The following is an 8,615-nucleotide window of genomic DNA, read 5'->3' on the forward strand; positions in this document are numbered from 1 at the left end:
GGCGCCCGAGCTCCACGCGCGCGTGCGAGGCGTCGCCGCATCACCCGGCCGGCCCACGCGTGGCGCCGCACGCACAAGGGAACTAGTACTTCTCGCCTGGCGTTGACCAGTACGGGAGGGTCCACTGGACCGTGGAGTCGCGGAACCAGTGACGTCAGAAATCGACAAGCAAAGGGTTCCCCTGCCGCACCACTTGGAGGGCGTACCGTGCACCGCCGGCACAACGGGCTCAGGACCGCCGTACTCCTCGGGGGACTGTCCGCACTCATCATCGTCATCGGCAGCTTCTTCGGGCGTATGGGTCTCGTCGTCGCACTCTTCATCGCGATCGGCACGAACGCGTACGCGTACTGGAACAGCGACAAGCTGGCTCTACGCGCGATGCGCGCGCGCCCGGTGAGCGAGTTCGAGGCCCCGGCCCTGTACAAGATGGTCCGCGAACTCTCCACACAGGCTCGCCAGCCCATGCCGCGCCTGTACATCTCCCCGACGGAAGCGCCGAACGCGTTCGCCACGGGCCGCAACCCGCGCAACGCGGCCGTGTGCTGCACCGAGGGCATCCTGCGCCTGCTGAACGAGCGTGAGCTGCGCGGCGTCATCGGCCACGAGCTGAGCCACGTCTACAACCGCGACATCCTGATCTCGTCGGTCGCCGGCGCCCTGGCCTCCGTCATCATGTTCCTGGTCAACTTCGCCTGGCTGATCCCGATCGGCCGCTCGAACGACGACGACGGACCCGGCCTCCTCGGCATGCTGATGATCATGATCCTGGGGCCGCTCGCCGCGTCCGTCATCCAGCTCGCCATCAGCCGCTCCAGGGAGTACGAGGCGGACGCGTCCGGCGCCCAGCTCACCGGCGACCCGCTGGCCCTCGCGAGCGCCCTGCGCAAGCTGGAGGCGGGCACGAAACAGCTGCCGCTGCCCCCGGAGCCACGTATCGAGACCGCAAGCCACATGATGATCGCGAACCCCTTCCGCCCGGGCCAGGGACTCTCCAAGATGTTCTCTACGCACCCGCCCATGGCGGAGCGCATCGCCCGGCTCGAACAGATGGCAGGTCGCCACCAGTGAAGACAATCCTGAACCTCATTTGGCTCGTCCTGAGCGGCTTCTGGCTATTCCTCGGCTACCTGCTCGCAGGCGCGCTGCTCTGTATAACCATCATCGGCATCCCGTTCGGCATCGTTCTTCTACGTTCAGCATCACGCTCGGGTCGACTCGCCCTTCGATGACCATCGAGGGCAACAGCTGAAGCTCCGGGAGAGGGACCCTTTCCACTTCCGACAGGACAGCGTTTACGCGGGTCCAGGTGTCATCGGACGCCCAGGCATTGAAGTGCTTTGAAGCCTGGATAGTGGCGCCGGTTTCCTTGATCACGTTGGGCCAGGACTTGCCAGTGCGCGCCTTGAAGAAGATGGCGTCCACGGATCGGCGAACGGTGCCCATGCGCCCCCTCGGCAGCAGGGGAGCGACCTTCGCCCAGTCCTCGTCAGAGAGCGCGGCAGCGGGGATGTCGAGGCCAGCGGCGGCGTACCAGGCCCGCACGGTGCAGGGGACGCCACGGCGCCGACCGTCGGGCACCGGACTCGTGATCGTGACCTTCAGTTCCAGCATGGACAAGATGGCTGCTTGCTGTTCCGGAGCCATGTCCGGGAACGACTTCTTGGCCATGCTCGCCAGCGCCATGAGATCTCGGGTGCGCCGGTCGGATTCCTCCATGTCCGCCAGCCAATCGGCCGCCTCGTCACGGAGGTTCTGAAGCTGTTGGAGTTCTTCGTTCAGGACTGCTGTAGCTGCCTCAATGGCGTCTGCTGACTTGCTTTGCTTGGCCGTTGCGACGATGACGGCCGCGATCGACGCGTTCATCCCTTCGATCTGTTGGTCAAGATCTGAGATCCGGTCGACCAGGGCAGCCGTGTCCCCTTCCGCCATGCCGATCCATTCAGCAGCCAGTTCTTGGAGCTTGTCGCTGTCGCTCGCGATCTCTGTGACATGCCTCCAGACGTGCTTCTCAAGCGCGTCGGCGTCAATGCGCGAGCAGCCACAGGACTTCTGGGCCGGATCCTTGGGTGAGTTGCCGGAGCACCGGTAAAATCGGGCCCCTTCCCGCGTTGGCGTGAAGCTGATCCCCGAGTGTGTCTTTCCGCAGAGGCTCACGACTCGACCGCTCAGCGGGTAGAACCACCGTTGCCCGCTGCTGTGCTTCGCCGTTTCGGCAACCTTGCGTCGTAGCTCTGCGCTCTGTTCCGCAGTCAGAATCCGAGGCAGTTCAATCCGTACGGAGTCGCCCCAGGTGGGATTGCCGTTCTCATCGGTCTTGGCGTGCTTTCCACGGAAGACGAGTGCGCCGTCGAGCACGGGCGTCGACATGATGCGATCCCGGAGGTTGTCGCGCGTCCATGTCTTGCCGGAGCGTGCTGCGACCCCCTCGGCGATGAGTCGGATGGTGGCCTTGCGGAGGTTCAGCCCTTCGCCGACGACCAGGTCGTACACGTGCCGGATGACCTTCGCCTCGTCCTCGTCGATCACCAGGTACGAACCGGGGGTCCCCTTGTTGGCGATGCGGTAGCCGTAGGGAGGTCGCCCGCCGATGTGCGCGGCTGGCATCAGTTCTGCCTTCTCCTGCAATCCGCCCTGCGTACGGTCTCGAATCGTCTCCCACTCGGTCTCGGCGTAGTCGGCGTCACGGCGCATCTTCTTGCGCCCTTCCATCGTGGTGTTGTCGTAGTCGTCGGCGACGACAGCGACGTACACCCCGATGTCTTCAAGGGCCCAGACCCAACGCCAGAAAGCACGGCCCTTGCGGCCGATCACACGACCGTCCGGCACAACCACGATGTCGAAGGGGCGGGGGGTCTGCTGCGCCTTTTCCATCAGACGCTTCAGGTCGCCGCGCTCTGCCGCCTCAAGGGAGCCTGAGACTCCCTCGTCCTTGTACGTGCCGACGTGAGCCCACTGCTTGGCGACGATATGCCGAGTGGTCTTCTTGCTCTGCCTGGCTACGCCGTAGCCCTTCTTTTGCTCTTCCGTCGACACTCGCAGGTAGTCAACGGCGCGCAGAGTGCGTGTGCCGGTTGCCTGAGCAGCCGTATCGATGGTCGAGGGCAGGGCTGTGCTTCCATTGGACATGTCGACTCCCAATCAGTCGGCCAGCCCCGGGGCGGTGCCAGCCGCTGCCGGGGCGTCTCTGTCAACTGCCATGGTATCGGCGGGATGTGACACTCCGTCGGTTCTCTTCGCATTTCTGCTCAGTACATGCGGTCCGAACAGGATCCGCAGGAGTCGCAATCGCTCGGCTGGGGACAGTGTCTTGTCGGGAGTCCAAATGACCTTGGTTTCAGCCAATGCAGCCGCCCTGGTCAGTTGCTGCCTCCTGCCGGAATCCGCGGCTGACGACCAGGTCTTCGGCGATCCCCGCGGCGATCAATGCCGCTCCGGGGGTGTGGCCGGAACCTACGTAGCGCCATTGCGCATACGTCACCGTGCCGGGCATGGGCTCCTGCTGGATGTGCTCCGCGCGTTCGGCGCGCAGGGCGGCGTATGTGGTCGAGTAGGCGCGGGACTTGGTCAGGATGTGGCCCCGGTAGCCGAGGGTGTGAGTCCAGGCGTGCAGGTGCAGGGGGGCGTACTCGCAGAGGGCGCCGAGGCGCCAGCAGGTACGCATGAGGTTGCGGACGTGCTCGTTCACGGGTGCTGCGGCGATGTCGTCCCAGGTGGTGACCCTGTGGTCGGTGCCGGCACCTGTCTCGCCCGCTCCCTTGGTGACGTACTTGGCCACGTAGGCGGCCACCGCGTCGTCGTCCGGTCCATCGCCGTCGGCGTGCAGGGGCCTGGTGTCGATCTGGTCGCCCCAGTGGAGGGCTAGTTCACCGACGGCGGGACTGTAGGGAGTGCGGACCAGGACCCGACGGGCGGAGGCGCGCGCAGCGTCGGCCAGACGCTCGACGGTGCCCCAGGCCGGGGGTTCGTCGGTCGGTCCGTTCGGGCCGTCGAGGCGGACGATGGCGTGCACGTGGACGGCCGCTCGCCGCTGGTACTCCGCGACTCGGGCGAAGGACAGCCGGGCGTGATCAGGGAAGCGGGACTGCACGAGGTCCGCCGAGGTTGCGAGCTGTCGGCGGACGCCGATGACGAAGCGGTCCCACAGCTTGCCCGCGTGCGCGTGCCACAGCACGTGAGCTGTGTAGTCGTAGCAGTCGGCGCACAGGGGCTGGCCGACCACCGGAGCATCCGGGGCGTGGACGGCGCCGCAGCCGAAGCGGCGGCCGTGGTCGCACTTGCCGCCGTCGCGGCGGGGTCGACAACGGTCCTCCCCGGCACGGTGGACCGGGCCGAAGGACGGAGCGGTCAGCGTGACGAAGAGCCGGGGACGGTGCTGGACTGTGGCGGGGACGTTCTTGCCGCCGGTCAGGCCCGCGCGAACGAGGTGGTAGGTATCGCCCGCGTGGAGGCGGGAGCAGGGGGCGCAGACGGTCGCACGTCTGTTGCGGCAGCGGACGGAGAGCCGTTCGCCGGGTTCGGTGCGAGTGTCGTAGTGGTGGACGATCTCGCCGGACGTCGCGTCCAGAGTGGTGGTCGAGCCGGACAGATGGATCGGGTGGGCGCAGCCGCCGGTTGCGGTGATCTGCGCCAGCCAGCGGGCGAACTGGGGGTCTTGGGCGATGCGGATGGCGTCGCGGTCTGCTTCGGGGAGCTGACGCAGGCGCGCCGCACGGTCGAGGACGGCGCGCCTGTCAGCCGGAGTGAGTTCCGGGGTGATGGTGGTGACCTTCCAGGGTGGGCCGCCGCAGCGGCGCGAGTGAGGGTGGGTGGCGCGCAGTGGGTCATGGGGATCGCTCCTTGCGTGGTCGGGTGGTGTGGGTGGCGTGTCAGCGGATGGTTCCGGTGCCCCGGCAGACGCGGCAGCGGTGGCGCCGTCCGGTCCAGGTCCTGCGGGCCCCGTCGCCCTTGCAGACCGGGCACCTCACGCGGCTCATGGGCATGGTCGTGCGTCCTTTCTGCTCAGGTGTGGGAGAAACCGCTGATGACCCAGGTGACGAGCCCGTGGACGGTGAAGAGCACGGGGGTCTGGCCGAGGTAGACGCCGAAGAGGCCGACGCAGATCGCTTCTCAGGCGCGCACGTCGCGGGAGCGGACGAGGAGGACGGTGATGATCCCGAAGATCACTGCGAACGTGAACGCCGTACCTTCGCTGATCACTTGTCGTCTCCTTCCAGCGCCACCAGGGCGCGGCGGATGGCGGGCAGTTCCGGGGTCAGGGCGGAATGCCTCTGCGCCGCCGCCACGGCCTCTTCGGTCGTCGTCAGGTGCGAACGGGCACGGCTCCAACCGCCGTCCGGCCCGGTGCACACCGCCACGCCCTGTTCCGCCGCCGTGATCGACTGAGCGACGGTCACCGCGTCCTTGTTGAGGTCGCCCAGGGCCATCTCGGCCGTGCCGGGGTCGTTGACGCGATGGCAGATGCGGCCGCCGAGTTGGGCCCGCAGCGCGGTGACGCCAGGTCCGAGATCCGAGCCGACCCGTTGACCGGCGACCACCAGGTGCATGCCGAGGGCGGCACCGAGTTGGGCCAGGCGCAGCAGGAGTGTGGAGCACTGCTCGGTTTCTGCTCTGCCCTCCCGGGTGCCGTCGGACAGGTACAGCTCCGCGATCTCGTCGACGAGCACGACGACGGGGACGGGCCGCAGCTTGTCGGGGAGCTCCCAAATCGAGCGGACGCCCGCCGACCGGCACACGGTCATGCGGTCCCGCATGTCGACGACGAGCGCCGTGAGTACGGCGACTGCTTCGCGTCGGCAGGTCGCCAGCGCACTCAACCGGCTGGTGAACAGGCCCAGTTCCATGCCGCCCTTGCAGTCGATGCCGACCAGGGCGACCGGCTGCGGGGCGAGTTGGGTGATGAGCCGGGCCAGCAGGGTGGACTTGCCGGACCGGGTGGCGCCAGCGATGAGCCAGTGCGGCACCAGTCGCAGATCCATCACCCACGCAGCCCCGCTCTCCAATGCACCGATGAGCGCGGACAGCAGCGCGGCGGGAGCCGTCGCCAGGCCAGGCCGCTGGAGCGGGTCACTGGCCGTCGCGGTCAGCAGCACCAGACCGCGTTCCGGCGAGGTGACCCGCACGGCGTGCACTTTCCAGGCGTGCACGAGAGCATCGGCCGCGTTCAGGTACGTCGCCGGGGTCTGGCCCGCGTGCAGGCGCACGACCACGGTCAGCCCCAGGCGAGTAGCGCGCGGGAAGGAGATGCGCGGAGCCACCGGCCGCAGCGGATCACCCTTGACCACCAGGTCGCCGAGCAGCCCGCGGGGCGGCCGGCGGGAGACGGCGAGGTCGTTGAGCATGGCGACCCTGCGCCAGGTGACCAGCACCCGGCACGCGGCGAGCGGGTATCCGGTGAGGTACCAGTGCCAGGCCGGACGGTGCTGCCGCAACAGGTCACCGACGACGAGCACCCAGGCCAGCACGGCGAGACCGAGGGCGAGTGCAATCGCACCGTTCATCACGCACCACCGGCCTTTAAGGCCGTGCCGTGCACGGGCGTGATGGCGTCGGCGCGGAAGCTGATGCCGTGCCGGTCGCCCATCGCCCAGGCGAACGCCACCAGCCCGGTGACCTTGAGGATCTGCCCTTCCTCGATGCCCTTCGGCTCGCCGCTCACGGCGATCTCAATCACGGAGATCCGCCGCCGGTCCTGCCGCACCGTGACAGCCACGGTGTAGATGGTGTTGCCGTCGCGGTCCTTCTTCACCTCCTGGGTCTCGGGGTTGCTGATCTTTGCTTCGGGCGCGATGGCGCACCGCAGTACGCCGAGCCGCGCCGTGTCCACGGGAATGGACTGCATTTCGTGGCCTCCCTGGCCAGTCGAGACGCCCTCATCCAGACGTCACTTGTCCTTACGAGTTACGACTATGGAGCCCTGTACGGCGGAGGAGCAACTACTTATGCTGACGAGTGATGTCGCGCGTGCGACGTGACTACAACTTCAACCCGGAGATGCCGAGATGACGGAGATCCAGCGCCCCGGAGCCCTCTACCAGCAGGTGGCCGCCGCCATCCGCGAAGCGATCCTGTCCGGCGAGTACGAGCCCGGCGCGCCGCTGCCCTCTGAAGCGCAGCTCATGGAGCGCTACAAGGTCTCGCGTCCGACCGTCCGCAACGCCGTTTCCGCCCTGCGCGCGGAAGGGCTGATCGACGTGCACCACGGCAAGGGCAGTTTCGTGCGGTCCGACAGCCGCCCCGTCGTCAGCCTGCCTGGCTACGTGGGCCGCACCTCCGGCGGGCGTTTCGTGCTGCATGGCGTGGCTGCGTGGGAGCAGGCCGAAGAGCCGAGCACCTACCGCACGCACACCACCGAAACTACGGCCCACCTCCTGGAACTCCAGGTTGAGGAAGCGCTCTTCGGCTGCGATCGGCTGCTCATCGACCCGACCACAGGCACGCGCGCGATGCACCGCACGCTGATCCCCTTCGCCACGGCCGAAGCGGTTCCGGACCTTGCCGAAGCACCGCATGGCGAACCCGCGACCGTGTACGAGATCCTGACGAAGGCCGGGCACAAGCTGTGGTGGTCCGAGACGGTCCGCGCCAGCATGCCGCTCCCCGACGAGCGCACCGCCCTGCGGCTGCCGGATGCGGCCCCGGTCCTGCATCTGTCCCGCGTCACCTGCGGTACCGACGACCAGCCGCTGATCCTCGAAGAACTCCGCGTCGGTGCGGACCGTGCCGAACTCACCTACCGGATCACCGCCGACAAGCAGCCCGCACGGCGCGCCCGCGACTGAGGGCCGACGGCCATCGGTCGAAACCCGCTTCACTTCCTCAAGGGCGCGCCTGCGGCGCGCCGGGACGCCCGGCCGCCCCGGCCGGGCGTGCGGCGTGGCCGCCGGTCCCGTCCGGTCGCCGAACGCCCCACACAGCAGCACACCGAAGGGGTCGAAGCATCGACCGGCCGTCCCAGGCCGGGGCCTGCGCGGCTGGGGGTCGACGGCCGCCGAGACTTTAGGCAGCTCCCATGGGGCGAGCCTCGAAGACCAGGGGGCCCATCGGGCACAACCGCGGGCAGGGCAGGTGCCTGCCCGATCCGCCGGGCGAGCGTAGGGCCCCCTGGTCACTCGCCCCATGGCAGCTACCGCCCAAAGTCCCTGCAGCCGGCGACGTGCCCACGCGTGGCACTCACCAGGGAAAAGGCGCTTCACGGCGCACCGCCGTCGCCAGGCGCTTCGAGGCGTTGGGCAAGCCGCATCACCGCGTCCGGCCAGCCTGCCATCCGTACGACCCCGCGCCCGTCCTCGTTCGTCGAAGCCACGGCCCGAACGTCGGACAGCTCGAACCCCGCACTGAGAAGCGCCCGGTTCAGCCGGTCCGCAGCTTCCCGCGCATGGCGCCAGCCCGCCATGTAGTCGACGCCAGGCACCCACAGACCGCAGTCCGCGCCCTCGACATCCAGACCGTCTCTCAGCCAGTCCTCACCCGCGCCAGTCACCTTGCCCACCTCAGCCCTGATCGAGGTAACAGATCGTCAGGTCGTGTCCCTCGTCGTGGTGTTGAGGATCAACTGGTGGGCGTGTTCGGGGTGTTGGGTAGCGCGGGGGCGCTTTCGGGGAGTTCGTGGTAGA

General features: G+C 68.1%; 7 protein-coding genes and 2 pseudogenes. 3 read left to right on the plus strand and 6 right to left on the minus strand.

The annotated features are described in order from the left end of the window. Positions 1–207 precede the first annotated feature (207 nt). Positions 208–1,071, plus strand: a complete 864-nt coding sequence (gene htpX, locus AB0I18_RS41545; protein ID WP_363110951.1) for a zinc metalloprotease HtpX — start codon at positions 208–210, stop codon at positions 1,069–1,071. Then, positions 1,068–1,184 (plus strand): annotated as a pseudogene (locus tag AB0I18_RS41550) (YccF domain-containing protein); the annotation flags it as partial. The gene htpX and the pseudogene AB0I18_RS41550, both read left to right, overlap by 4 nt. On the opposite strand, the gene AB0I18_RS41555 reads toward AB0I18_RS41550, so the two are convergent. The 5 genes and pseudogenes from AB0I18_RS41555 to AB0I18_RS41575 form a co-directional block, all read right to left on the minus strand. After that, positions 1,162–3,129, minus strand: coding sequence for a recombinase family protein (locus AB0I18_RS41555; protein WP_363110952.1), 1,968 nt, complete (start codon positions 3,127–3,129; stop codon positions 1,162–1,164). The pseudogene AB0I18_RS41550 and the gene AB0I18_RS41555 sit on opposite strands and share 23 nt — an antisense overlap. Before the next feature lie 208 nt (positions 3,130–3,337). Then, positions 3,338–4,702: a replication initiator gene (locus tag AB0I18_RS41560; protein ID WP_363110959.1), complete on the minus strand. Its 1,365-nt coding sequence runs from the start codon at positions 4,700–4,702 to the stop codon at positions 3,338–3,340. 299 nt (positions 4,703–5,001) lie between these two features. Then, positions 5,002–5,199, minus strand: a pseudogene (locus AB0I18_RS41565) (hypothetical protein). Continuing rightward, positions 5,196–6,500 carry an FtsK/SpoIIIE domain-containing protein gene (locus AB0I18_RS41570; protein WP_363110953.1) on the minus strand — a complete coding sequence of 435 codons (1,305 nt, stop codon included), beginning with the start codon at positions 6,498–6,500 and terminating at the stop codon, positions 5,196–5,198. The pseudogene AB0I18_RS41565 and the gene AB0I18_RS41570 overlap by 4 nt, the downstream one beginning before the upstream one ends. Next, on the minus strand, positions 6,500–6,841 hold the full coding sequence (locus AB0I18_RS41575; RefSeq protein WP_363110954.1) for a hypothetical protein: 342 nt from the start codon (positions 6,839–6,841) through the stop codon (positions 6,500–6,502). The genes AB0I18_RS41570 and AB0I18_RS41575 overlap by 1 nt, the downstream gene beginning before the upstream one ends. A 160-nt stretch (positions 6,842–7,001) precedes the next feature. Between AB0I18_RS41575 and AB0I18_RS41580 the strand changes: the two genes are divergently transcribed. Beyond that, a complete protein-coding gene (locus tag AB0I18_RS41580) occupies positions 7,002–7,781 on the plus strand; it encodes a GntR family transcriptional regulator (RefSeq protein WP_363110955.1) in 780 nt (259 codons plus the stop codon). A 410-nt stretch (positions 7,782–8,191) separates the two neighbouring features. Here the strand turns inward: AB0I18_RS41580 and AB0I18_RS41585 are convergent, their stop codons facing one another. Next, entirely contained in the window at positions 8,192–8,482 is a 291-nt protein-coding gene (locus AB0I18_RS41585) for a hypothetical protein (RefSeq protein WP_363110956.1), read from the minus strand. Positions 8,483–8,615: the final 133 nt, after the last annotated feature.

It is taken from the genome of Streptomyces sp. NPDC050704 (assembly GCF_040654355.1).
GTDB lineage: Bacteria > Actinomycetota > Actinomycetes > Streptomycetales > Streptomycetaceae > Streptomyces.